The organism is Burkholderia savannae, from assembly GCF_001524445.2.
Classification (GTDB): domain Bacteria; phylum Pseudomonadota; class Gammaproteobacteria; order Burkholderiales; family Burkholderiaceae; genus Burkholderia; species Burkholderia savannae.
Genome location: NZ_CP013417.1, coordinates 3,034,980 through 3,056,628, shown reverse-complemented (window position 1 = coordinate 3,056,628; position 21,649 = coordinate 3,034,980). Strand labels below are relative to the sequence as shown.

Genomic DNA, 21,649 nt, shown 5'->3' with positions numbered 1-21,649 from the left:
GAAGGTCCGCGCGTGGACGCGTCGGCCGCGCGCCGCGAGCGGCGGCGCAGGATCGATGCGATCCGGCAGGCCAGGAACAGCGCGGCGATCCCACATCCGATCGCGCCGACCCTCTCGCCGATCGCGTCGAGCGGGTTGCGCTCCGCGCCCGGCGGCGAGAGCGTGTGGGCGAGCAGGGAGGCCGCCTGGATGCCGCCGATCGCGCATGCGCGCGTCGAGGGCACGACCGTTGTGCTCGCGTCGTGAAGATGCTCGCGCTGCGGATCGCCCGTCTCCCGGCCGCGCGCGCGGCTCATCGGCACGTCGTCCGTCGATCCGATCGGCGTCATTGGGGCCATGATCCGCGCGGGAAACGGCGGAATCCGGAAGCGCGGCAGGTCCTGGCTCGCCGGTGTGGCGTCGATCGCAAGGAGGCGGGTTTGGTTACAGAATTGAAACCGAGCCGGCCGGCACGGCGGCCGGATACCTGTTCCGGCTAGTCGAAACGAACCGGAGCCGCGGGCGCGCCAAGCGCGCGAAGAAGCGGGCGAAGAAGCCCGCGGATGCGCATGCGTGCCGGCCGAGTCCGCAGCGTCCGGCGTGCGGCGGGGTTATGCCGCCGCGCGATTCTGCGGGATCGCGCGGTTCAGGCCTGCCAGCCCGAGCGGGAACGTTACGGATATCGTGCGCGGTGCGCTTGCGCCGCCTATATCGCAAAACGTGTTGAAAGGTGTCGAAGCGGTCACGCAGCGCGACCGCGGTCAGCGCCGCGCCGAGCGTGGCGGGGAGACGACGCCTCGTCGCGAGGCGGGCGGCGTGAACGCTCCGCCGTGGCCTCGTCGATGCCCGGGCGGCGCGTGCCGAAACGAAAGCCCGTCCGTTTCCGGACGGGCTTTCGTTTCATGGGCCGCGCGGCGCGATGCCGCCGCCGCACGGCCTCGCAAGCCGGCCGCTCAGCCGCGGCGGACCTGCTTCGCGTTGATGACCGCTTCCGACACGTTCGCCGGCGTCTCCGCGTAGTGCTTGAACTCCATCGTGTAGGTCGCGCGGCCCTGCGTGGCGGAGCGCAGCGACGTCGAGTAGCCGAACATCTCGGCGAGCGGCACCTCGGCGCGCACGAGCTTGCCGCCGCCGCCCGCGATGTCCTCCATGCCCTGCACGATGCCGCGCCGGCTCGACAGGTCGCCCATCACGTTGCCCATGAAGTCCTCGGGCGTCTCCACCTCGACGGCCATCATCGGCTCGAGCAGCACCGGCTTCGCGCGGCGCATCGCTTCCTTGAACGCCATCGAGCCGGCCATGCGGAACGCGTTTTCGTTCGAGTCGACGTCGTGGTACGAGCCGAACGTCAGGTGCACCTTCACGTCGACGACCGGATAGCCCGCGAGCACGCCGCTCTTCAGCGTCTCCTCGATGCCCTTGTTGACCGCCGGAATGAACTCGCGCGGAATCACGCCGCCCTTGATCTCGTCGAGGAATTCATAGCCCTTGCCGGGGTTCGGCTCGAGCTTGATCACCGCGTGACCGTACTGGCCGCGGCCGCCCGACTGCTTGACGAACTTGCCCTCGACATCCTCGGCGACGGTGCGCACCGTCTCGCGATACGCGACCTGCGGCTTGCCGACCGTGGCTTCCACGCCGAACTCGCGCTTCATCCGGTCGACGATGATTTCGAGATGCAGCTCGCCCATCCCGGAGATGATCGTCTGGCCGGATTCCTCGTCGGTCTGCACGCGGAACGACGGGTCTTCCTGCGCGAGGCGATTGAGCGCGAGGCCCATCTTTTCCTGGTCGGCCTTGGTCTTCGGCTCGACCGCCTGCGAGATCACCGGCTCGGGGAACTCCATCTTCTCGAGGATGATCGGCTTGCCCGGATCGCACAGCGTGTCGCCGGTCGTCGCTTCCTTCAGGCCGACCGCCGCCGCGATGTCGCCCGCGCGCACTTCCTTGATTTCCTTGCGCTCGTTCGCGTGCATCTGCAGGATTCGGCCGAGCCGTTCCTTCTTGTCCTTCGTCGGGTTCAGCACCGTGTCGCCCGATTCGACGACGCCCGAGTACACGCGAAAGAAGATCAACTGGCCGACGAACGGATCAGTCATGATCTTGAACGCGAGCGCGGAGAACGGCTCGTCGTCGCTCGGATGACGCTCCGCTTCGTGGTCGTCGAGATCGTGGCCGAGGATCGCGGGCACGTCGGCGGGCGACGGCAGATAGTCGATCACCGCGTCGAGCATCGCCTGCACGCCCTTGTTCTTGAACGCGCTGCCGCAGAGCATCGGCACGATCTCGTTGGCGATCGTGCGCTGGCGCAGCGCGGCCTTGATTTCTTCCTCGGTCAGCGAATTGTGGTCGGTCAGGTATTTCTCGAGCAGTTCCTCGCTGGCCTCGGCCGCGGCCTCGACCATCTTCTCGCGCCATTCGTGCGCGAGCTCGACGAGGTTCGCCGGGATGTCCTCGTACGTGAACTTGACGCCCTGGCTTTCGTCGTCCCAGACGATCGCCTTCATCTTCACGAGATCGACGACGCCCTGGAAATGCTCTTCCGCGCCGATCGGAATCTGGATCGGCACGGCGACGCCTTTCAGGCGCTCGCCGATCTGCCGCTGCACGCGGAAGAAGTCCGCGCCGACGCGGTCCATCTTGTTGACGAACGCGATGCGCGGCACCTTGTACTTGTTCGCCTGGCGCCAGACGGTTTCGGACTGCGGCTGCACGCCGCCCACCGAGTCGTAGACCATGCACGCGCCGTCGAGCACGCGCATCGAGCGCTCGACTTCGATCGTGAAGTCGACGTGGCCCGGCGTGTCGATGATGTTGATCCGATGCTCGGGATAATTGCCGGCCATGCCTTTCCAGAACGCCGTCGTCGCCGCGGACGTGATCGTGATGCCGCGCTCCTGCTCCTGCTCCATCCAGTCCATCGTGGCCGCCCCGTCGTGAACCTCGCCGATCTTGTGGCTCACGCCGGTATAGAAGAGGATGCGCTCGGTCGTCGTGGTTTTGCCGGCGTCGATGTGAGCGCTGATACCGATGTTGCGATAGCGCTCGATGGGGGTTTTGCGGGGCACGTGAACCTCCTGATGGTTCTGGACGGAAACGGCCCGGCCGGTGCGGCCGGCGCCGTCGCTCTTGCGAGACTTAAAGCATAGCGCTTGCTCGGGGCTTTTGCAGATGCGGGCGATGCATCGGCAATCAAGTCCCGCGCGTCGGCGAACGCTCGAGCGCCTCGTCCGTGCACGAAAACGGCGCGCGCGAAAAAGCCGGCGCGCGGCCGGCTTTCTGTCGCGGCACGGGCGGAGGCGGGCGGCGCGCGTCGCCCGCGTCGGGCGTCACTGCGGCTGCGGCAGCCCGTCGATCTTCATCCCCTGCTTGATGCCCTTCGCGGCGAACCAGCCGCGGCTCATCTCCAGCGCGTAGACGCCGTTGTTGCGCGGGCAATGGTTGTCGGTCGTCTCGGCCTTCATCTCGTCGATGTCGGTGATCGTGCCGTCCGCGCGGATGAACGCGATCGACAGCGGGATCAGCGTGTTCTTCATCCAGAAGCAATGCACGGCGTTCTCGTTGAACACGAACAGCATCCCTTCGTTCGGCGCGAGCTGCGAGCGGTACATGAGGCCCTGCTCGCGATCGGCGTCGTTCGCCGCCACGGCCGCGTCGATCACGTACATGCCGGCGCGCAGCTTCACGCGCGGGAATTCGCTCGGCTGCTTCGCGCCGGGCGGCAACTGCGCGGTCTGCGCGGCCGCGGCGTGCATGCCGCCCGCGGCGAGCGCGAGCGCGATCGGGAAGGCGGCGGCTCGCACGAATCGGGCGAGCGAAGAGCGCGGGGAAAATCGCACGGCTTGGGCTCCTATCGGGAATTCGAGACCCGCATGGTACGCGAAGCGCGGCGTCGCGCGCAGATCACGTGCACGGTGCGAGGCGGGGGAACGGAGACAAAAAGAAAAAGGCAGATCGCCTCGCGGGGATCTGCCTTGCAACGCCGTAAGAACGGCAACGACTTGTTCTTGACTGCGTCTTACAACTTGCTTACTTAGTTCGAAGCAGCAGCCGGGGCTTCAGCAGCGCTGGCTTCCTTCGCCTTCTTCGCGTGCTTCTTGTGTGCGTGCTTCTTGTGGGCCTTCTTAGCCGGAGCCGAAGCAGCTTCAGCCTTCTCAGCCGGAGCCGAAGCAGCGGCCGGAGCCGAAGCTTGCGCGAAAGCAGCCGTTGCGAAGAGACCAGCGACCAGAGCGGCGATCAGTTTGTTCATGTTGTGTTCCTCAGCTTTAGTTAATTAACCAAATGACCCGGCATAGGAGTCATGTCGTCTAACGTGCCATCCACCTTTCGGTTGACAGACGCATCGAGAAAAATCTCTTCGCGCTGCAGGCGGCCGGTTCGCGCAGGTGTCGCTCGAGCGACGGGACCGCGGTTCGGTCGCCAATGCCGGATAGCTGGGAGTGGCATCTGCGTCGTTTAACGCGTCGGGTTCGAAGTCGGTTGACGCGCGACGAAACGTGTCACCGCATTGTCATCCAGGCCGCTTTGCGCGCTCCCAGGGCGCGCGGGGCGGCAACTCGCGGGTTTCGCCGGGCGCGAGGCCGAGCGCGAACACGTCGAGCGCGCCGATGCCGACGCGGATGAGGCGCAGCGTCGGAAAGCCGACCGCCGCGGTCATTCGCCGCACCTGGCGGTTCTTGCCCTCGGCGATCTCGAGCTCGATCCAGGTCGTCGGGATCGCGGCGCGAAAGCGGATCGGCGGGGTGCGCGGCCAGAGCGCGTCGGGCGGCGCGACGAAACGCGCGCGGCACGGGCGGGTCACGTAGTCGCCGAGATCGACGCCGCGCTCCAGCGCCGCGATCGCGGCCGCGTCCGGCGCGCCCTCGACCTGCGCCCAGTAGCGTTTGACGAGCTTGTGGCGCGGCTCGGCGATCTTCGCCTGCAGCGCGCCGTCGTCGGTGAGCAGAAGGAGCCCTTCGCTGTCGGCGTCGAGGCGGCCCGCCGGGTAGACGCCGGGCGTCTTCACCCAGTCGCCGAGCGACGCGCGGGTTTCGTGCGGAGAGAACTGGCAGATCGTGCCGAACGGTTTGTTGAGGGCGATGAGGCGCATGGGGCAAGGCTCGCGAGGGGACGGGCGGCGCGACGCGGGCCGCGTTCTATGGCAAATGGCGGAATCTTAATGCATAATACGGAACGGCAAGTCTTTTGTCTTATATAAGACTTGCGCGGGTCCCGCGTACCAGTTTCGCGCCGCCTTCCGCCGCGAGAGCGCTAGAATAGCGGCTCGCCTTTGCGGACGCAGGGCCGGCGCCGCGCGCGCCCGACCGCGCACAACCAGATACCCACCAGCCCAGCCATATCACTGGAGTCGATCATGCCGTATCAGCACATCAAGGTTCCGGAAGGCGGTGACAAGATCACCGTCAACAAGGATTTCTCGCTCAACGTTTCCGATCAGCCGATCATCCCTTACATCGAGGGCGACGGCACGGGCTTCGACATCACGCCGGTGATGATCAAGGTCGTCGACGCGGCGGTCGAGAAGGCGTACGGCGGCAAGAAGAAGATCCACTGGATGGAGATCTACGCCGGCGAGAAGGCGACGAAGGTCTACGGTCCGGACGTGTGGCTGCCGGAAGAGACGTTGCAGGTGCTCAAGGAGTACGTCGTGTCGATCAAGGGCCCGCTCACGACTCCGGTCGGCGGCGGCATCCGCTCGCTGAACGTCGCGCTGCGCCAGGAGCTCGACCTGTACGTCTGCCTGCGCCCGATCCAGTACTTCAAGGGCGTGCCTTCGCCGGTGCGCGAGCCGGAGAAGACCAACATGGTCATCTTCCGCGAGAACTCGGAAGACATCTACGCCGGCATCGAGTGGGCGGCGGAATCCGAGCAGGCGAAGAAGGTCATCAAGTTCCTGCAGGAAGAGATGGGCGTGAAGAAGATCCGCTTCCCGGAAACGTCGGGCATCGGCATCAAGCCCGTGTCGAAGGAAGGCACCGAGCGTCTCGTGCGCAAGGCGATCCAGTACGCGATCGACAACGATCGCAAGTCGGTCACGCTCGTCCACAAGGGCAACATCATGAAGTTCACGGAAGGCGCGTTCCGTGACTACGGCTACGCGCTCGCGCAGAAGGAATTCGGCGCCGAGCTGATCGACGGCGGCCCGTGGATGAAGTTCAAGAACCCGAAGACGGGCAACGAGATCGTGATCAAGGATTCGATCGCCGACGCGTTCCTGCAGCAGATCCTGCTGCGTCCGGCCGAGTACGACGTGATCGCCACGCTGAACCTGAACGGCGACTACGTCTCCGACGCGCTTGCCGCGCAAGTCGGCGGCATCGGCATCGCGCCGGGCGCGAACCTGTCGGATTCGGTGGCGATGTTCGAAGCGACGCACGGCACGGCGCCGAAGTACGCGGGCAAGGACTACGTGAACCCGGGTTCGGAAATCCTGTCGGCCGAAATGATGCTGCGCCACCTCGGCTGGACCGAGGCGGCCGACGTCATCATCGCCGCGATGGAGAAGTCGATCCATCAAAAGCGCGTCACGTACGACTTCGCACGCCTGATGGAAGGCGCGACGCAAGTGTCGTGCTCGGGCTTCGGTCAGGTGCTGATCGAAAACATGCAGTAAGCGCGTCGGCTTGGCCGATGTCGAACGACACCCCGGCGGGCCGTGTGCCCGCCGGGGTGTTTCGTTTTGGCGCGGCGCTCGCGCGCAACGCACGTAAGCGCCGCACCATGCGCGCGCCGACTGGTGTATCGTCGGAATTTCCGTTTCGGCGACACAGGAGTCGATCGATGTTGCGCAGACATTTTCTTTCCAGCGCGCTGGCCGCGGCCGTCGCGTCGCTCTTCGCGCGCGGCGCACTTGCGGCCGGCGGCGAGATGCACGACATGGAAGGCATGGAAGGCATGGACGACATGCCGGGCATGTCGCCCGCGCCCGCCCGCGCACCGCGCGCGAAGCCGGCGGCGCAGGCGCTCGCGGCCGCCGACGCGCTGCCTGCCGGCGCGCCGCTTGCCGCGTTGCGCGTGCTCGCGAACGAGAGCCGCGAGCCCGGCGTGTTCCGCGCGACGCTCGTCGCGCAGCCCGTCGCGCGCACGCTGTTGCCGGGCGCCGCGCCGACGACGTTCTGGCAATTCGGCGCGGGCGTGCAGGGGCCGGTGGTCGGCCCGCTCATCGACGTGCGCGAAGGCGACGCGGTCGAGCTTCGCTTCGTCAACCGGCTGCCGCAGCCGTCGACGATTCACTGGCACGGGCTGCCCGTGCCGCCCGACCAGGATGGCAATCCGTCCGATCTCGTCGCGCCGGGCACGACGCGCGTCTATCGCTTCACGCTGCCGAAGGGGAGCGCGGGCACGTACTGGTACCACCCGCATCCGCACATGGCGACGGCCGAGCAGGTGTTTCGCGGGCTCGCGGGGCCGTTCGTCGTGCGCGCGGCCGACGATCCGCTCGCCGGCTGGCCCGAGCGGCATCTGTTCGTCTCCGATCTGAAGCTTGCACACGACGGAACGATTGCGCCGAACGACATGATGGACTGGATGAACGGCCGCCAAGGCCAGTTCGTGCTCGTCAACGGTGCGCGACGGCCGCGCATTTCGCTCGCCGGCGACGAGCGCTGGCGCGTATGGAACGCGTGCAGCGCGCGCTATCTGCGCATCGGGTTCGACGACGGCCGATCGTTCGCGCACATCGGCACCGACGGCGGCCTCTTCGACGCGCCGCGCGACGTGACGTCGCTGCTGCTCGCGCCCGGCGAGCGCGTCGAGCTCGTCGTGCGCGCGGGCGATCGCGCGTCGCGCGCAGTGCTGACGGCGCTCGAGTACGACCGCGGCAAGATGTCGATGTCGGATGCCGCGCACGGCAGCCTGCCGCCCGATCCCGCGCTGCCGCTCGCCGACGTCGCGTTCGAGCCCGGCGCGCCGCGTGCGCTGCCCGCGCATTTGCGCGCGGTGCCCTCGCTCGGCGAGCCGGTCGCGCGCAAGGACGTGTCGTTCGGCGAGCAGATGGACATGAACGCGATGATGCGCTCGCCCGCGCACGGCCGACCGGCCGGCATGCGCTTCATGATCAACGGCGCGACGTTCGAGCCGCACCGCGCGACATTGACGAGCCGGCGCGGCGACGTCGAATTGTGGACGATTCGTAACGAAACCGACATGGATCATCCGTTTCATCTGCACGGCACGCAGTTCCAGGTCGTCGAGCGCGAGATCGACGGAAACAAGACGCCGGAGCCCTATCGCGCGTGGCGCGACACGGTGAACGTTCGGCAGGGCGAGCGCGTGCGGATTCTCACGGCGCAGTTCGAGCGCGGCGAGCGGATGTTCCACTGCCATATTCTCGAGCACGAGGATCTCGGGATGATGGGCGTGCTGAAAGTCGTTTGAAATGCGCGGCGACCGAGTTCGGTCATCGAGCGCACATTCGGTTCGTCGTGGCGCTCGAGCGCGCCGCGGGCGGACGAAAAAAAACCCGGCTGGAAGCCGGGTTTTCTATTTTGATCCAGACGGCCCTCAAGCTGCTTGGATGTTCGACGCTTGCTTGCCCTTCGGGCCTTGCACTACCTCGAAGCTGACCTTTTGGCCTTCCTTCAGGGTCTTGAAGCCCTGCATGTTGATCGCCGAGAAATGTGCAAACAGATCTTCGCCGCCTTCGTCGGGCGTGATGAAGCCGAAGCCCTTCGCGTCATTGAACCATTTGACAATACCAGTTGCCATACCTACTTCCCCTGTCACACAGTCGCTACTTACAACGAGCACGCTCGAAAAGCTAAACGACCGGCAAACGCAGCCGTTCCCCCCTCACAAGCTCACCTCGGCCTCTTCCAATAGTCGTAAAGACAAATTGAAAAAAGTGCCAGCTTGATTGTTGGCGCTCTTTATTAGAGTGTCAAGAGAATTTTTAGACGTATACGGGGACGTTGTAAAGAACCCATTTTCAGGGTTTATCCGGCTTTGCTTTGCAGCATCGGAGCGAGCGAGGCGGCTTGAAAAGTCGCATAATCGTCGCATATACCAGGCTCGAGTGACGCGCGGTCGAGGTCGTCCGCGTTGTGGGATACTCGATCCATGCATGGTGCGCGGGCGGCATGCCGCATGCTTGCATATCGAACGGGAGCCGGCACCGCAGCCGGCTCCCGTTCGATATGAGAGGGACGCTGCCGCACGCGGGGAGCCGGGGAGGGCGCCGGCTGGTCAGTCGGTTAATGACAGGATTGCGGGCCTGTCCGAGTTGTTTAGAATGGGTGTATGGCGATTATCCCGGACAAGCAGGACAGCACCGTCCTGGAACGCAAGGAACAGAAGCTCAAGCCACCTTCGATGTACAAGGTGGTGCTCCTGAACGACGACTTCACGCCAATGGAATTCGTCGTGATGATCGTGCAGGAGTATTTCAAGAAAGATCGCGAAACGGCCACACAGATTATGCTGAAGGTGCATCGCGAAGGGCGGGGGGTTTGTGGGGTCTATACGCGAGACATCGCGTCGACCAAAGTCGAGCAAGTCGTTACCCATGCGCGGCAGGCCGGGCATCCGCTGCAGTGCGTGATGGAGGAAGCATGATTGCCCAGGAATTGGAAGTCAGCCTGCACATGGCGTTCATGGAAGCGCGCCAGGCGCGGCATGAGTTCATTACGGTCGAGCATCTGTTGTTGGCCCTGCTGGATAATCCGACGGCAGCCGAGGTGTTGCGCGCGTGTGCGGCGAACATCGAGGATCTGCGTCAGAACCTGCGCAATTTCATCCACGACAACACGCCGACCGTTCCCGGCACCGACGACGTCGACACGCAGCCGACGCTCGGCTTTCAGCGCGTGATCCAGCGCGCGATCATGCACGTGCAGTCGACGTCGAACGGCAAGAAGGAGGTCACGGGCGCGAACGTGCTGGTCGCGATCTTCGGCGAGAAGGATTCTCACGCGGTCTACTATCTGCAGCAGCAGGGCGTGACGCGCCTCGACGTCGTGAACTTCATTTCGCACGGCATCGCGAAGACGAGCAGCAGCGAATCCGCGAAGCCCGCCGACGCGAACGCGGAGGGCGAGGACGCGAGCACGCAGAAGGAAACGCCGCTTGCGCAGTTCACGCAGAACCTGAACCAGATGGCGAAGGACGGCCGCATCGATCCGCTCATCGGGCGCGAATCCGAAGTCGAGCGCGTCGTGCAGGTGCTCTGCCGCCGCCGCAAGAACAATCCGCTCCTCGTCGGCGAGGCGGGCGTCGGCAAGACGGCGATCGCCGAAGGCCTCGCATATCGGATCACGCGCGGCGAGGTGCCGGACATCCTCGCGAACGCGCAGGTGTATTCGCTCGACATGGGCGCGCTCCTCGCGGGCACGAAGTACCGCGGTGATTTCGAGCAGCGTCTGAAGACGGTGCTGAAGGAGCTCAAGGAGCGTCCGCACGCGATCCTCTTCATCGACGAGATCCATACGCTGATCGGCGCGGGCGCCGCGTCGGGCGGCACGCTCGACGCGTCGAACCTGCTGAAGCCGGCGCTGTCGTCGGGCACGCTCAAGTGCATTGGAGCGACGACGTTCACCGAATATCGCGGCATCTTCGAAAAGGATGCGGCGCTGTCGCGGCGCTTCCAGAAGGTCGACGTGACCGAGCCGACCGTCGAGCAGACGGTCGCGATCCTGCGCGGCCTGAAGTCGCGCTTCGAGGAGCATCACGGCGTCAAGTATTCGTCGGGCGCGCTGTCGGCCGCGGCCGAACTGTCGGCGCGCTTCATCACCGACCGTCATCTGCCCGACAAGGCGATCGACGTGATCGACGAAGCGGGCGCCGCGCAGCGCGTGCTGCCGAAGTCGAAGCAGAAGAAGACGATCGGCAAGAGCGAGATCGAGGAAATCATCTCGAAGATCGCGCGCGTCCCGCCGCAGAGCGTGTCGCAGGACGACCGCAGCAAGCTGCAGACGCTCGATCGCGATCTGAAGAGCGTCGTGTTCGGCCAGGACCCGGCGATCGACGCGCTCGCGGCCGCGATCAAGATGGCGCGCGCGGGCCTCGGCAAGCTCGACAAGCCGATCGGCGCGTTCCTGTTCTCCGGCCCGACGGGCGTCGGCAAGACCGAGGTGGCGCGGCAGCTCGCGTTCACGCTCGGCATCGAGCTGATCCGCTTCGACATGTCGGAATACATGGAGCGCCACGCGGTGAGCCGCTTGATCGGCGCGCCGCCGGGCTACGTCGGGTTCGACCAAGGCGGGCTGCTCACCGAGGCCGTCACGAAGAAGCCGCACTGCGTGCTGCTGCTCGACGAGATCGAGAAGGCGCATCCGGACATCTTCAACGTGCTGCTGCAGGTGATGGATCACGGTACGCTGACCGACAACAACGGCCGCAAGGCGGATTTCCGCAACGTCATCATCATCATGACGACGAACGCGGGCGCGGAGTCGATGCAGAAGGCGACGATCGGCTTCACGACGCGTCGCGAAGTCGGCGACGAGATGGCGGACATCAAGCGCCTGTTCACGCCCGAGTTCCGCAACCGGCTCGACGCGACGATCAGCTTCCGTTCGCTCGATGAGGAAATCATCATGCGCGTGGTCGACAAGTTCCTGATCCAGCTCGAGGAGCAGTTGCACGAGAAGAAGGTCGACGCGCTCTTCACCGACTTGCTGCGCAAGCATCTCGCGAAGCACGGCTTCGATCCGCTGATGGGCGCGCGGCCGATGCAGCGGCTGATCCAGGACACGATCCGGCGCGCGCTCGCCGACGAGCTGCTGTTCGGCAAGCTCGTCAACGGCGGCCACGTGACGGTGGACGTCGACGAGAACGACAAGGTGCAGTTGTCGTTCGACAAGACGGCGACGCCGCCCAGCAAGCCGAACGAAGAGGCGATCGAAGTCGAATAACCGCTCGTCCGAACGCTTCGAACAAACGGCGCGGGATGTTTCCCGCGCCGTTTCGTTTTATTTGCGGCAGGAAAAAAGCACGAAAGCAGGAGTTTGGTTTGACACAACAACAACGAACGTTCGACTCGATCGTCGAGCGCGAAAAGGGCCTGCGGCGCGGGCTTTCGTCGGGGCAGATGGCGATGATCGCAATCGGGGGCGCGATCGGGACAGGGCTCTTTCTGGGCAGCGGCTTCGCAATCGGGCTCGCGGGGCCGGGCGTGCTGGTGTCGTATGCGATCGGCGCGCTGATCGCGCTGCTGCTGATGGGCGCGCTCGCGGAAATGACGGTCGCGCATCCGACGTCAGGTTCGTTCGGCGCATATGCGGAGCATTACGTCGGCCCGCTCGCGGGGTTTCTCGTCCGCTACGCGTACTGGTCGGCCGTCGTGTTCGCGGTCGGCACCGAGGTGAGCGCGATCGCCGTCTTCATGAAGTATTGGTATCCCGGCGTGCCCGGCTGGTATTGGGTCATCGGGTTTTCCGCCGCGCTGGTCGCGGTGAACATGACGAGCGTCACGCTCTACGGCGTCGTCGAATACGTGTTCTCGCTGCTGAAGATCGCTGCGATCGTCGCGTTCATCGCGCTCGGCGCGTACTACGTCGCGACCGCGCCCGCTTCGTCCGGCATCGGCTTCGCAAATTACTCGGCGCACGGCGGCTTCTTCCCGAAAGGCTTCTCGGGCGCGTGGGTCGCGGTGATCGTCGCGATCTTCAGCTATATGAGCATCGAAACCGTCGCGATCGCGGCGGGCGAAGCGCGCGATCCGCAGCGCGCGGTGTCGCAGGCGTTCCGTTCGACGGTGTTCCGCCTCGTGCTGTTCTATCTGCTCACGCTCGCGCTGATGCTCGCGATCGTGCCGTGGACGCAGGCGGGCACCGACGAGAGCCCGTTCGTCAAGGTGATGGCCGCGACGAACGTGCCGTATGCGGCGGGCGTCATCAACTTCGTCGTGCTCGTCGCCGCGCTCTCCGCGATGAACAGCCAGCTCTACGTGACGACGCGGATGATGTTCAGCCTGTCGCGCGCGCGGCTTGCGCCGGCGATGTTCGGGCGCGTCGGCGCGAACGGCGTGCCGCTCGCGGCGCTCGTGGTGTCGTCGAGCGGCGTCGCGGTCGCGGCCGTGCTGGTCGCGCTGTATCCGGACACCGCGTTCACGCTGCTGATGGCGATCGCGATGTTCGGCGCGTTGTTCACGTGGCTGATGATCTTCGTCACGCACCTGTACTTTCGCGCGCGTTACCGGGGCCCGGCGCCCGCGTTCCGGATGCGGCTGCATCCGGTGGGCAGCCTGCTCGGCGCGGCGCTCGTCGGCGCGGTGCTCGTGACGACGGCATTTACGCGGGAGTTCAGAATGACGATGATGATCGGCATTGCGTTCGTCGCGCTGCTGACGCTCGCGTATCGGCTGCATTACCGTGCGCGGCACGCTCGCTGACGCGACGCGAAGCGCACGGACGGCGCAATAGCGCGACGCCGGGACCGGGATACGGCGGCGCGGCGTCATGGTGGCGTGGCGGCGTGGCGGCGGCGCTTGCCGCGTTGCACTTCTGGCGAGAGACGACATGCCGACGAAAGGGAAGACGGGCGAAGCAAGCGATGCCGGTCGCGCGGCGGCCGCCGCGTTCGCGCGAGCGGCAAAGCGCGTCGCGCTGGGGACGCTCGTGAGTGTCTCGCTCGTCCAGCCGCTGGGCGTCGCGTTTGCATCGGCGTTGCGCGCGTCGTCGAGCAACGCGGCGGTGCCGCTCCTCGACACGACGCCGTGGCTGGCGAGCGTGCAGGCGCCGAAGGCCCCGTTCTTCACGCGCGAGTCGGACGCCGAGGGCGTGTCGTTTCACTTCAGGAACAGCGGCCGCTCCGTGCCGAAAGGCGGTGAGGTGATCGTCAGCGAATCGCCGAACGGTGACATGTGGCTCGGCGCAATGGTGCACGCGACGTACATCGACGACTCGGGCGTCGCGACGTCCGGCTGGCTCGTGCGCTCGCATTTGCGGCAGGTGAGGACGCCGGTGCGCCAGTCCGCGTGGGACGGCCACTGGCGCAGCAGCGCGGGCGCGCGCCGGCTGATCGCGCACGGCGATCGCGTCAGCTATTCGTTCGCGGGCGCGGGCGGCGCGCAGCCGCGCGTCGAGATGCTGATGCGGATGCGGCGCGTGTCGGACGCCGAAGCGACGCTGTCGCGGATGCAGGCGTCGGACGGCATGTGCGATCTCGATGTACGGCGCCTCGGCGATTACCTCGTCGTGACCGCGCGAGATTGTTTCATCCCAGGCGTGAATCCCGAAGGAATCCTGCGCAGACGGCAGTGACGAGCGCGTGCGGCGTACGCGCGCCCGTCAGACGGATGTTCGCGCACCGCGTATACGGGTTAACGCTCTCTTAAGCGAACGTTCCTTAGCATTCGAGTCTCGTGCCGCATCGCGGCGATTGATCTGTTTCGAATTCCTTCGAGAGGCTCGCATGAACAAACTCCCTGCGATCACGCTCGCGTTCTGGGTGATGAAGATCTGCGCGACGACGCTCGGCGAAACCGGCGGCGATTTGCTGTCGATGACGCTCAACGTCGGCTATGCGTACAGCTCGCTGATCCTGTTCTCGTTCTTCATCGTCACGCTCGCCGCGCAACTCGCGACGACGCGCTACCGCCCCGCGATCTACTGGGCGGTGATCGTCGCGACGAGCACGGCCGGCACGACGATGTCCGACTTCATGGACCGCACGCTCGGCCTCGGTTATGCGGCCGGCTCCGGCATTCTGATCGCGATCCTGCTGACGATCTTCGCGGTGTGGCGGCTGCAGGGCGAATCGCTCGCCGTCACCGAGATCCGCACGCGCAAGGTCGAGTTGCTCTACTGGATCGCGATCCTGTTCTCGAACACGCTCGGCACGGCGCTCGGCGATTTTCTCGCCGACAGCTCGGGCCTCGGTTTCGCGGGCGGCGCGTTCCTGATCGGCGGCCTGCTCGCGGTGATCGTGCTCGCCGCGTATTTCACGAACGTATCGAAGGTGTTCCTGTTCTGGGCGGCGTTCGTGCTGACGCGTCCGTTCGGCGCGACGGTCGGCGATCTGCTGACGAAGCCCGTCGCGAAGGGCGGCCTCGGGTTCGGCACTGTCGGCTCGTCGGCGATTCTCGCGGGCGTGCTGATCGCGCTGGTCGTCTATGCGGTGTTCGCCGAAGCGAAGCAGGCGAAGGAGGCGACAGGCGCGCGGCAGTCGCAGCTTGGCTGGAAAGCGCCGGCGCTCGAGGAGTGAGCGGCGCTCAAGCGGCAGTGGAGTAAATGGCGGGAAGCAAGAGAGGTGGCCTCACTCGTTCGGACAGTTTTCTGAGATTTTTAAGTGGAACGTCCGAGGCAATCATGCTGCCGATTTGATCGCAGGCAGCGTCGCGAAGTATGCCTCATCCGGCGTCCGATCCGCCAGGCTCGAATGGGGCCGTTTTCGGTTGTACAGCTCGATGTAGTCGCCGATGGAGCGCCGGGCATGGCTGACCGACTCGTAAGCTCGCAGGTAAACCTCTTCGTACTTGACGCTGCGCCACACGCGTTCGACGAACACGTTGTCGCGCCAGGCCCCTTTACCGTCCATCGACAGCCGCACGCCTCGACCCAGTACGGCCTCGGTGAACGCGCCCGCCGTGAACTGGCTGCCCTGATCGGTGTTCACAATGTCCGGCAGCCCGTAGCGCGCGAACGCTTCCTCGAGCGCCTCGACGGCGTGCACTGCTTCCAGCGTGATCGCCACCCGGTGCGAGAGCACCTTGCGACTTGACCAATCCACTACTGCCGTCAGGTACACGAAGCCTCGCGCCATCGGAATGTATGTCGTGTCCAGTGCCCACGCCTGATTGGCCCGGGCGATTTTCATGCCGCGCAGCAGGTACGGCCAGATCTTGTGCTGCGCATTGCGTCGGCTCGTGTTCGGCTTGCAGTACAGCGCTTCCACGCCCATGCGTTTCATCAGCGTGCGCACGCGGCGGCGGCCGACCTCATAGCCTTCCCGGCGCAACAGACGCGCCAGCATCCGCGCTCCGGCAAACGGAAACTCCATGTGCAGTTCGTCGATCCGCCGCATCAGCAACTGGTCCGCCTCGCTCACTGGCTGCGCCCGGTAATACGCGCTCGATCTCGCGATGCCAACCAGTCGCGTCTGTCGCGAAACCGGCAGCGCATGCGTACGGTCAATCATCGCTTTGCGCTCAGCAGTCCGGCTTTGCCGAGCGCTCCTGACAAAAAATCGTTCTCCAGCGTCAACTGTCCGATTTTCGCGTGCAGCGTTTTCACGTCCACCGGCGGCTCGTTCGACGGTGGAGCGGCCGCGCCGAACACATCCGCCGCACGCTCCTGCAGTTGCCGCTTCCACTCCGTGATCTGGTTCGGGTGCACATCGAACTGCTGCGCCAGTTCGGCCAGCGTGCGCTCGCCCTTGACCGCCGCCAGGGCCACTTTCGCTTTGAACGCCGCTGAGTGCGTCCGTCGGGTTCTCTTCGTCATCTTTCCGGTTCCTTTGCCTGCATTATCGCTGGCTCAGGCCCCGGGCATTCCACTTACCCGACTGTCCGAATTTGCGCGGCCACCTCTAAGCGCGTGCGGGGGCGGCAACGCCCCCGCACGCGTTTTGTCGTTGCGGCTTCAGCCGCGGCCGGTGCTGCCGAAGCCGCCCGCGCCGCGCTCGCTTTGCGCGAAATCGTCGACGAGGTTGAACGTCGCCTGCACGACCGGCACGATCACGAGCTGCGCGAGGCGCTCGAACGGATTCAGCACGAACTCGGTCTGGCCGCGGTTCCACGTCGAGATCATCAGTTCGCCCTGATAGTCGGAATCGATGAGGCCGACGAGGTTGCCGAGCACGATCCCGTGCTTGTGGCCGAGGCCCGAGCGCGGCAGGATCAGCGCCGCATGGCCCGGATCGGCGAGGTGGATCGCGAGGCCCGTCGGCACGAGCGCCGTGTCGCCCGGTTTCAGCGTGACGGGCGCGTCGAGGCAGGCGCGCAGGTCGAGGCCCGCGCTGCCCGTCGTCGCGTATTTCGGCAGGTAATCGCGCATGCGCGCGTCGAGAATCTTCAGGTCGAGTTTCATGCGGCGAAAATCGGTGACGGAGGTTGAGAGAGAGCACGGCCGCGCGAGGCGGCCGCGGCGATGCATCAGATGAGGCTCGTGTCGGGCAGCCGCTTCGCGATCTCGGCGACGAGCGTATGCGCGAGCGTCATCTTGTCGGCGCGCGGCAGGCGCGTCGTGCCGCCGGCTTCGAACAGCACGACTTCGTTGTCGTCGAGGCCGAACGTGAGCGGCCCGAGATTGCCGATCAGGAGCGGCACGTTCTTGCGCACGCGCTTTTCTTCGCCGTGCACGTCGAGATCGCCGCTCTCCGCCGCGAAGCCGACGCAGTAGGGCGCATCGGGCAGCGCCGCGACGGTCGCGAGGATGTCCGGGTTCTCGACGAACGTGAGCGCCGGCATCTTGTGGTCGGCGGTCTTCTTGATCTTGTGCTCGGCCGGCTGCGCGGCGCGCCAGTCGGCGACCGCGGCGACCGCGACGAACACGTCGGCGTCCGGCACCGCGTTCATCACCGCGTCGTACATCTGCTGCGCGGTCTGCACGTCCTCGCGGTACACGCCCCACGGCGTGGGCAGATGGACGGGGCCCGCGACGAGATGCACGTCGGCGCCCGCTTGCTGCGCGGCGCGCGCGATCGCGAAGCCCATCTTGCCGCTCGAGCGGTTCGTGAGGCCCCGCACCGGATCGAGCGGCTCGAACGTCGGGCCGGCCGTGATCAGCACGCGGCGGTGCGCGAGCACCTTCGACTGGAAGTGCGACACGATCGCCTCGTAGATCGCCTCGGGCTCGAGCATCCGTCCGTCGCCGACTTCGCCGCACGCCTGCGCGCCCGAATCGGGGCCGAGCACCGCGACGCCGTCGTGGCGCAATTGCGCGACGTTGCGCTGCGTCGCCGGGTTCTGCCACATCTGGCGGTTCATCGCGGGCACGACGAGGAGCGGGCAGTCGCGCGCGATGCACAGCGTCGACAGCAGATCGTCGGCGAAGCCGTGCGCGAGCTTCGCGAGGAAATCGGTCGACGCGGGCGCGATCACGATCGCGTCGGCTTCGCGCGACAGATCGATGTGCGCCATGTTGTTCGGCATCCGCGCGTCCCACTGGCTCGAATAGACGGGGCGGCCGGACAGCGCCTGCATCGTGACGGGGGTGATGAACTGCGTCGCGGCGTCGGTCATCACGACCTGCACGGTCGCGCCCGCCTTCGTCAGAAGGCGCGTGAGCTCGGCGATCTTGTAGCAGGCGATGCCGCCCGTCAGGCCGAGGACGAGATGTTTTCCTGCGAGTTCTGCGTGTGCCAACTGAGGCCTCCGAAAGCACGTGGGGCCGGCGAGCGCCGGCCCCTGCGCGAAGTGTATGCGCTCAGCGCGCGCCGCGCACGCGACGCAGCTCGTCGTAGATGAGGAGCACCGCGCCCACCGTGATCGCGGAGTCGGCGAGATTGAACGCGGGCCAGTGCCACGCGCCGACGTGGAAATCGAGGAAGTCGATCACGTGACCGTAGATCAGACGGTCGATCACGTTGCCGAGCGCGCCGCCGAGAATCAGCGCGAGCGACAGGCTGAAGAGGCGCTGATGCCCGTGGCGCTTGAGCAGATAGCAGATCACGAGCGTCGCGCCTACGCCGAGCGCCGTGAACGCCCAGCGCTGCCAGCCGCCGGCGGTCGCGAGAAAGCCGAACGCCGCGCCGCGGTTGTAGATCAGCGTCAGGTTGAAGAACGGCGTGATCTGGTGCATCGCGCCGTACGCGAACGTTTTCAGCACGGCGATCTTCGTCAACTGATCGAACAGGATCACGATGAGCGAGATGCCGAGCCACGGCGCGAGCGCGCCGCCCGAGGATTTCGACAGGGTCTTCGCCATTTACGCAGCGCTCCGGGTTTCGCCGTTTTCGAACAGGTTGGAGAAGCAGCGGCCGCAAAGCGTCGGATGATCGGCGTGCGCGCCGACGTCCTCGCGGTAGTGCCAGCAGCGCTCGCACTTCTGGTACGTCGACGTCGCGACGTCGACGCCTTCCTCGCTTTCCGCGTCGACCTTCGCGACCGTCGCCGCCGACGTGATCAGCACGAACTTCAGATCGTCGCCGAGGCTCGCGAGCGCGTCGTAGCGCGCGCCCGACGCGCGCACTTCGACTTGCGCCTGCAGCGACGAGCCGATGCGGTTCGCGGTGCGCGCTTCCTCGAGCGCCTTCGTCACGTTGCCGCGCACGTCGCGCAGCAGCGACCACTTCGCGACGAGCGCGTCGGCGTTCGCGATTTCCGGATACGCGTAGTAGGTCTCGGTGAAGATCGTGTCGCTTTGCGGCTGGAACACGCGCCACGCTTCCTCGGCCGTAAACGACAGGAACGGCGCGAGCACGCGCAGCAGGCCCTGCGTCACGTGGTAGAGCGCCGTTTGCGCGGAGCGGCGCGCGTTCGAAGCCGGCGCGCTCGTGTACAGGCGGTCCTTCAGCACGTCGAGATAGAAGCCGCCGAGATCTTCGGAGCAGAACGTCTGCAGCTTCGCGACGACCGGGTGGAACTCGTACTTCTCGTAGTGCGCGAGCAGCTCGGTCTGCAACCGCGCGGCGAACGCGACCGCGTAGCGGTCGATCTCGAGCCATTCGCTCGCGGGCAGCGCGTCCTTCGCGAAGTCGAAATCCGACAGGTTCGCGAGCAGAAAGCGCAGCGTGTTGCGAACCCGGCGATAGCCTTCCGTCACGCGCTTCAGAATCTCCTCGGAGATCGCGAGCTCGCCCGAATAGTCGGTCGACGCGATCCACAGGCGGATGATTTCCGCGCCGAGGCGGTTCGCGACTTCGTGCGGATCGATGCCGTTGCCGAGCGACTTGCTCATCTTGCGGCCTTCGCCGTCGACGGTGAAGCCGTGCGTGAGCAGGCCCTTGTACGGCGCGCGGCCGTCGAGCATCGACGCGGTCAACAGCGACGAATGGAACCAGCCGCGGTGCTGGTCCGAGCCTTCGAGGTAGAGATCGGCCGGGAACTGCAGTTGATCCCTGTGCGAGCCGCGCAGCACGTGCCAGTGCGTCGTGCCGGAGTCGAACCAGACGTCGAGCGTGTCGCGGTTCTTCTCGTAGAGGTTCGCGTCGTCGCCGATCAACTCGCGCGCGTCGAGCGTCTGCCATGCCTCGATGCCCGCCTGCTCGACGCGCTTGGCGACTTCCTCCAGCAGCTCGAGCGTGCGCGGATGCAGCTCGCCCGTTTCCTTGTGGACGAAGAACGCCATCGGCACGCCCCATTGACGCTGGCGCGACAGCGTCCAGTCCGGGCGGTTCTCGATCATGCTGTGCAGGCGCTGCTTGCCCCACGACGGGTAGAACGCGGTCGCGTCGACCGCGTCGAGCGCGGTCTCGCGCAGCGTCTTGCCGCCGTCGGCCGGCTGCGTGTCCATGCCGGCGAACCACTGCGACGTCGCGCGATAGATGATCGGCGTCTTGTGTCGCCAGCAGTGCATGTAGCTGTGCGAGTAGTGCTCGTTGCGCAGGAGCGAGCCGGCCGCCTGCAGCGCGTCGACGATCTTCGGATTCGCGTCCCAGATCGTGAGGCCGCCGAACAGCGGCAGCGATTCGATGTAGCGGCCGTCGCCCATCACCGGGTTGATGATGTCCGAATCGGTCATGCCGTGCGCCTTGCACGACGTGAAATCCTCGACGCCGTATGCGGGCGACGAGTGGACGATGCCCGTGCCGGTGTCGGTCGTCACGTAGTCGCCGAGATAGACGGGCGACGTGCGCTTGTAGCCCGGATGCGCGGCGGCGAGCGGGTGGTGAAAGCGCAGGTTCGCGAGCTTGTCGCCGTGCTCCGTCGCGATCACGTTGCCCGTCAGGCCGAAGTCCTTCATGCACGCCTCGACGCGTTCCTCGGCGAGGATGAGCAGGCCGCGTTCGGTGTCGACGAGCGCGTAGGCGATCTCCGGATGCAGGTTGAGCGCCTGGTTCGCGGGAATGGTCCACGGCGTCGTGGTCCAGATCACGATCCCGCCGTCGGCGCGCGGCAGCGCGGCCAGGCCGAACGCGCGCGCGGTCTTCTCGGGCTCCGCGAACGCGAACAGCACGTCGATCGTCGGATCGGTGCGGTCCTTGTATTCGACTTCCGCCTCGGCGAGCGCCGAGCCGCAGTCGAAGCACCAGTTCACGGGCTTCAGGCCGCGGTACACGTAGCCCTTCTCGATGATCTTGCCGAGCGCGCGGATTTCCTCCGCCTCGTTCAGGAAGTTCATCGTCTTGTACGGATTGCCCCATTCGCCGAGGACGCCGAGACGCTTGAAGCCCGCCTTCTGCTTCTCGATCTGCTCGGTCGCGTACGCGCGCGCCTTCTCCATCACCTCGGCGGCGGGCAGCGACTTGCCGAACTGCTTCTCGATCTGGATCTCGATCGGCATGCCGTGGCAGTCCCAGCCGGGCACGTACGGCGCGTCGAAGCCCGCCATGTTGCGCGACTTCACGACCATGTCCTTCAGGATCTTGTTGACCGCGTGGCCGAGGTGGATGTCGCCGTTCGCGTACGGCGGGCCGTCGTGCAGGATGAATTTCGGGCGGCCCTCGCTCGCCGCGCGGATCTTGTCGTAGACGCCGCGCGCCTCCCAGTCCTTCACCCATTGCGGCTCGCGCTTCGGGAGGTCGCCACGCATCGGGAACGGCGTGTCGAGCAGGTTGACCGGATACTTGGCCTGCGGTTTCGAATCGGCTTTCTTGTTGCTCATGTCGGGATCGCTGTGAAATCTTGGGGACG

18 protein-coding genes are annotated in these 21,649 nt (G+C 66.0%); 8 read left to right on the top strand and 10 right to left on the bottom strand.

Translation table 11 applies throughout. The features are described 5' to 3' along the window. Positions 1-12: 12 nt before the first annotated feature. A complete protein-coding gene (locus tag WS78_RS37590; RefSeq protein ID WP_226377152.1) occupies positions 13-246 on the top strand; it encodes a hypothetical protein in 234 nt (77 codons plus the stop codon). A 686-nt stretch (positions 247-932) separates the two neighbouring features. Here the strand turns inward: WS78_RS37590 and fusA are convergent. The 4 genes from fusA to WS78_RS15060 form a co-directional block, all read right to left on the bottom strand. Beyond that, a complete protein-coding gene (gene fusA, locus WS78_RS15075) occupies positions 933-3,047 on the bottom strand; it encodes an elongation factor G (RefSeq protein ID WP_059581496.1) in 2,115 nt (704 codons plus the stop codon). Positions 3,048-3,308: 261 nt separating this feature from the next. Beyond that, a complete protein-coding gene (locus WS78_RS15070) occupies positions 3,309-3,818 on the bottom strand; it encodes a DUF192 domain-containing protein (protein WP_038745294.1) in 510 nt (169 codons plus the stop codon). Positions 3,819-4,012: 194 nt separating this feature from the next. Beyond that, complete coding sequence (locus WS78_RS15065) at positions 4,013-4,228, bottom strand: hypothetical protein (RefSeq protein WP_081463944.1); 216 nt, start codon at positions 4,226-4,228, stop codon at positions 4,013-4,015. A 261-nt stretch (positions 4,229-4,489) separates the two neighbouring features. After that, positions 4,490-5,068, bottom strand: a complete 579-nt coding sequence (locus tag WS78_RS15060; protein ID WP_038745292.1) for a pseudouridine synthase — start codon at positions 5,066-5,068, stop codon at positions 4,490-4,492. Positions 5,069-5,332: 264 nt separating this feature from the next. Here WS78_RS15060 and icd point away from each other — a divergent pair, with 264 nt between their 5' ends. Both icd and WS78_RS15045 read left to right on the top strand, forming a co-directional pair. Next, a complete protein-coding gene (gene icd / locus WS78_RS15055; protein WP_038745290.1) occupies positions 5,333-6,592 on the top strand; it encodes an NADP-dependent isocitrate dehydrogenase in 1,260 nt (419 codons plus the stop codon). Positions 6,593-6,759: 167 nt separating this feature from the next. After that, positions 6,760-8,355 carry a multicopper oxidase family protein gene (locus WS78_RS15045; protein ID WP_059581499.1) on the top strand — a complete coding sequence of 532 codons (1,596 nt, stop codon included), beginning with the start codon at positions 6,760-6,762 and terminating at the stop codon, positions 8,353-8,355. Positions 8,356-8,481: 126 nt separating this feature from the next. Here WS78_RS15045 and WS78_RS15040 read toward each other — a convergent pair whose 3' ends face one another. Continuing rightward, positions 8,482-8,685 carry a cold-shock protein gene (locus tag WS78_RS15040; protein WP_004196460.1) on the bottom strand — a complete coding sequence of 68 codons (204 nt, stop codon included), beginning with the start codon at positions 8,683-8,685 and terminating at the stop codon, positions 8,482-8,484. Positions 8,686-9,216: 531 nt separating this feature from the next. Between WS78_RS15040 and clpS the strand changes: the two genes are divergently transcribed. From clpS to WS78_RS15015, 5 genes are all read left to right on the top strand, one after another. Continuing rightward, positions 9,217-9,531: an ATP-dependent Clp protease adapter ClpS gene (gene clpS, locus WS78_RS15035; RefSeq protein WP_009892611.1), complete on the top strand. Its 315-nt coding sequence runs from the start codon at positions 9,217-9,219 to the stop codon at positions 9,529-9,531. Then, entirely contained in the window at positions 9,528-11,828 is a 2,301-nt protein-coding gene (gene clpA, locus WS78_RS15030) for an ATP-dependent Clp protease ATP-binding subunit ClpA (RefSeq protein ID WP_038745286.1), read from the top strand. Before clpS ends, clpA begins: the two co-directional genes overlap by 4 nt. Before the next feature lie 98 nt (positions 11,829-11,926). Beyond that, positions 11,927-13,306 carry an amino acid permease gene (locus WS78_RS15025; RefSeq protein WP_038745284.1) on the top strand — a complete coding sequence of 460 codons (1,380 nt, stop codon included), beginning with the start codon at positions 11,927-11,929 and terminating at the stop codon, positions 13,304-13,306. 127 nt (positions 13,307-13,433) lie between these two features. Continuing rightward, positions 13,434-14,177 carry a hypothetical protein gene (locus WS78_RS15020; RefSeq protein WP_059581503.1) on the top strand — a complete coding sequence of 248 codons (744 nt, stop codon included), beginning with the start codon at positions 13,434-13,436 and terminating at the stop codon, positions 14,175-14,177. 151 nt (positions 14,178-14,328) lie between these two features. Continuing rightward, a complete protein-coding gene (locus WS78_RS15015) occupies positions 14,329-15,120 on the top strand; it encodes a COG4705 family protein (RefSeq protein ID WP_059581507.1) in 792 nt (263 codons plus the stop codon). Positions 15,121-15,222: 102 nt separating this feature from the next. Here WS78_RS15015 and WS78_RS15010 read toward each other — a convergent pair. The 5 genes from WS78_RS15010 to ileS form a co-directional block, all read right to left on the bottom strand. Next, a protein-coding gene (locus WS78_RS15010) for an IS3 family transposase (protein WP_394335868.1) occupies positions 15,223-16,358 on the bottom strand; the annotation gives its coding sequence in 2 pieces (ribosomal slippage) (positions 15,223-16,103 and positions 16,103-16,358; 1,137 coding nt in all). A 138-nt stretch (positions 16,359-16,496) separates the two neighbouring features. After that, positions 16,497-16,943, bottom strand: coding sequence for a dUTP diphosphatase (dut, locus tag WS78_RS15005; RefSeq protein WP_038745278.1), 447 nt, complete (start codon positions 16,941-16,943; stop codon positions 16,497-16,499). A 65-nt stretch (positions 16,944-17,008) separates the two neighbouring features. Further along, the gene (gene coaBC, locus WS78_RS15000) at positions 17,009-18,220 is read right to left on the bottom strand and encodes a bifunctional phosphopantothenoylcysteine decarboxylase/phosphopantothenate--cysteine ligase CoaBC (protein WP_059574831.1); all 1,212 of its coding nucleotides are present in this window, start codon (positions 18,218-18,220) and stop codon (positions 17,009-17,011) included. A gap of 61 nt (positions 18,221-18,281) precedes the next feature. Beyond that, positions 18,282-18,782 carry a signal peptidase II gene (lspA, locus tag WS78_RS14995; RefSeq protein WP_059574829.1) on the bottom strand — a complete coding sequence of 167 codons (501 nt, stop codon included), beginning with the start codon at positions 18,780-18,782 and terminating at the stop codon, positions 18,282-18,284. Further along, positions 18,783-21,620: an isoleucine--tRNA ligase gene (gene ileS, locus WS78_RS14990; RefSeq protein ID WP_059574827.1), complete on the bottom strand. Its 2,838-nt coding sequence runs from the start codon at positions 21,618-21,620 to the stop codon at positions 18,783-18,785. Positions 21,621-21,649: the final 29 nt, after the last annotated feature.

Coding starts and splice junctions, on each gene's coding strand:
- WS78_RS15015 (WP_059581507.1), top strand. CDS start 14,329: ATGAACAAACTCCCTGCGATCACGCTCGCGTTCTGGGTGATGAAGATC.
- clpS (WP_009892611.1), top strand. CDS start 9,217: ATGGCGATTATCCCGGACAAGCAGGACAGCACCGTCCTGGAACGCAAG.
- lspA (WP_059574829.1), bottom strand. CDS start 18,782: ATGGCGAAGACCCTGTCGAAATCCTCGGGCGGCGCGCTCGCGCCGTGG.
- WS78_RS15020 (WP_059581503.1), top strand. CDS start 13,434: ATGCCGACGAAAGGGAAGACGGGCGAAGCAAGCGATGCCGGTCGCGCG.
- clpA (WP_038745286.1), top strand. CDS start 9,528: ATGATTGCCCAGGAATTGGAAGTCAGCCTGCACATGGCGTTCATGGAA.
- icd (WP_038745290.1), top strand. CDS start 5,333: ATGCCGTATCAGCACATCAAGGTTCCGGAAGGCGGTGACAAGATCACC.
- dut (WP_038745278.1), bottom strand. CDS start 16,943: ATGAAACTCGACCTGAAGATTCTCGACGCGCGCATGCGCGATTACCTG.
- WS78_RS15045 (WP_059581499.1), top strand. CDS start 6,760: ATGTTGCGCAGACATTTTCTTTCCAGCGCGCTGGCCGCGGCCGTCGCG.
- WS78_RS15040 (WP_004196460.1), bottom strand. CDS start 8,685: ATGGCAACTGGTATTGTCAAATGGTTCAATGACGCGAAGGGCTTCGGC.
- ileS (WP_059574827.1), bottom strand. CDS start 21,620: ATGAGCAACAAGAAAGCCGATTCGAAACCGCAGGCCAAGTATCCGGTC.
- WS78_RS15060 (WP_038745292.1), bottom strand. CDS start 5,068: ATGCGCCTCATCGCCCTCAACAAACCGTTCGGCACGATCTGCCAGTTC.
- WS78_RS15065 (WP_081463944.1), bottom strand. CDS start 4,228: ATGAACAAACTGATCGCCGCTCTGGTCGCTGGTCTCTTCGCAACGGCT.